At 53.2% G+C, this 2,605-nt stretch carries 4 protein-coding genes; all 4 read left to right on the forward strand.

Features of this window, described 5'->3' with window-relative positions:
- Positions 1–1,323 (forward strand): hypothetical protein (locus tag H8S11_RS13645; RefSeq protein WP_207722008.1); only part of this gene is annotated, 1,323 nt, incomplete at its 5' end.
- 11 nt (positions 1,324–1,334) lie between these two features.
- Positions 1,335–1,505, forward strand: coding sequence for a hypothetical protein (locus H8S11_RS13650; RefSeq protein WP_186853525.1), 171 nt, complete (start codon positions 1,335–1,337; stop codon positions 1,503–1,505).
- Positions 1,502–2,149: a hypothetical protein gene (locus tag H8S11_RS13655; RefSeq protein WP_186853528.1), complete on the forward strand. Its 648-nt coding sequence runs from the start codon at positions 1,502–1,504 to the stop codon at positions 2,147–2,149. Before H8S11_RS13650 ends, H8S11_RS13655 begins: the two co-directional genes overlap by 4 nt.
- A 13-nt stretch (positions 2,150–2,162) precedes the next feature.
- The coding region (locus H8S11_RS13660) for a hypothetical protein (protein ID WP_436233183.1) at positions 2,163–2,605 on the forward strand (443 nt) is incomplete at its 3' end.

The following is a 2,605-nucleotide window of genomic DNA, read 5'->3' on the forward strand; positions in this document are numbered from 1 at the left end:
GTATACCAAGGAGAGGTGCCGGGTAACCGTGTTGCGACATGGCATCCTTATGACAAAACGGGAGTCACCGCCTGCCTAGAATCCGCTGACATCAACCTGTCCAACACGTTGAAAGCGGACGAAACGTTGCTGGTTGGATTTGTGCCGCCGAAACCGGAAACGGGATATATTACCGAGCGTGTTGTTTTGACAGGTTCAGGAAGATGGAAAAAGCCTGCTGGGGTCACTCGAATCGAATATGTCCTGATAGGACCTGGCCAGGGGGGCAGAGCTGGTAAAAAGGGAGAGCCCGGTTCCGCTACTACGCTCTCGTTTTCGTACTCATTACTCGGTATAAATACCCGGTACAGTGGTAAGCACCCAGGAGAAGGGGGAAAAGGAGGAGAAGGCGGAGCGCCAGGACATGGCGGGAAAATCTACCGTGGAGAGATGGACCTATCTGTCATCGATGAGTTGGAGTATAGCTGTGGACCCGGCGGAACTGGTGCCACTTACGATGAATCAAATCCGGAAGCCGAAGGGAATGAAGGGAGCGCAACGACACTTGGCGATATCTCATCCGATTTAGGCAGCTCATCTGAGTTTGGTTATACGGACATTATAACCGGAGAGGTTTACGCAACGACTGGCCTTCAGGGAATCGCTGGAGGAGACGGGGCAGGCACGACCGCTGAAGACAGGGAAAATTCTACGGCTCAGGATGGTTTTCACTTTACTCCATCTACTGGGGTGACGGATGAAGATGGGACATTTTGGCCTGGGGGAACAACGAAAACACGCGACAACACAGAGCCTCCAAAATTAGATGGAGATGGCGACCAGGCCAGCTTTAACGGGGACCTTGGAGATGGATACGCTGGCGCAGAAGTATCATATGCGCTTGGGTCCGGTGCGGCGGCCGGCGCAGCAGGTAAAAATGGCACAGCTTTGGGTAGATTTACTGTTTCCAGAAATAGTTCCAAAACAACGATTACCGCACGGGCCTACGCAACAAATGGACTGAAAGGCGCGGATGCGGCTATAGTCCCTAAAAAGGCTCTTAATGGAAACGGAGGCCGCGGAGGCTATGGAGGCGGCGGTGGAAGCTCTATTGGTGCGGCGGGGACATTTAGCGGTAGCGATGGAGCTCCGGTCGGGTCTTATAATTTGAGTTCCACCACCGCTGACCCAGGAGAAGGCGGATTGCCAAGTCAAGGTGGCGAGGGCGGAGATGGCCTGATTATTCTCTACTATTCCGTTCCGAAAGAAACCCAAAACGGCCCCGTAATGGACCGTACTGGCCGCTTTATTCTGGACAAGCTGGGCCGAAGATTCGTTGTGTGAGGTGAGATACCATGACAATAGAAGAGAGGCTGTCCGCCCTGGAACAGAGGATTTCTACCATGGAGTTACAGGCGCTTGCAGAGGAAACACCCACGAGCTACTACACCAGCAAATACAGTGGGGAAGAGATAGACGCACTTCTGGATAAAGTGGCCGCTATGACACAGGAGGTGGGCGTATGATTTACATGACCGATTGGAATATCTGTACGCCACCCGGTTTTTCCCTTGGATTTGAGGGTGATAATGAGGTCACGTCTCTGGAAATATCCACTGACCTGCCGGAAGGGTGGGACCTGAAGGTGGACGTGGAGAAGGATGGACAGAAGAACATCATCCAGCTTTCCCGTGATGGGGAAGTGTACAGCGCTCTGCTTACCGCCTCCATGCTGGCGGATGACGGTACATACGCCATGCAGGTTCGGGGGACTCTGGGCGACCTGGTGCGGCACAGCAACCTGTTTTATGCCACGGTGTTTAATAGCATCAATGCGGTAGACGCATTCCCACCGCCCATGCCCTCCGAGTTTGAGCAGATGGAGGACCGTCTGACAGACATTAACAATAATCCTCCAAAACCCGGCACAAACGGGACATGGCTCATTTTTAACCCGGATTCCGGGGAATATGAGGAATCAGATATACCATTACCAGAGGGCGGCGGTGGTGGCTATAGGATTGGACACGGCCTACTGCTGGACAGGGAAACGAATACGCTCTCTGTAAATGCGGTGAGCGACTTTGAGGGGGACAACACCCTTCCCATTACTGCGGCGGCGGTGCAGGATACTGTTGGAAATATCGAGATCCTTTTAGGGACGATTTGAAAGGTGGTAAAAAATGAGCGTAGCAACTGAAATCAGCCGCATCCAAACCGCAAGAAATACGATCCGTGCGAAAGCGGTAGAGCTTGGTATTGGCACGAGCGTTGACACATTGGACAAGCTGGCGACAGAGATTGAGGGTATTGAAAACCGGGGCGCTGTATCGGCGCAAGTCCAGGAGGGTGACACCTACACTATCCCGAAGGGCTACCACAACGGAAGTGGTACGGTGTCCGGTGTGGCCGGGGGCGGAAACTATAACCTCCAGAGCAAGAGTGTTACGCCTACCAAGGTTCAGCAGAACGTGACTCCAGACCCCGGTTATTACGGACTGTCTGATGTGACGGTAGCTCCGATTCCCGATAGTTACCAGGATGTGTCTGCTGTGACCACCACTGTGGCTGACGTGCTGACTGGAAAGGTATTTGTAGATAAGACGGGTAAGGTTTCTACCGGCAC

The sequence above is a fragment of the Flintibacter hominis genome (assembly GCF_014287965.1).
Taxonomy (GTDB): domain Bacteria; phylum Bacillota; class Clostridia; order Oscillospirales; family Oscillospiraceae; genus Lawsonibacter; species Lawsonibacter aceti.

What these genes read in the sequence shown, in the direction of transcription:
- H8S11_RS13650 (WP_186853525.1), top strand. Translation starts at nt 1,335, where the DNA reads ATGACAATAGAAGAGAGGCTGTCCGCCCTGGAACAGAGGATTTCTACC.
- H8S11_RS13655 (WP_186853528.1), top strand. Translation starts at nt 1,502, where the DNA reads ATGATTTACATGACCGATTGGAATATCTGTACGCCACCCGGTTTTTCC.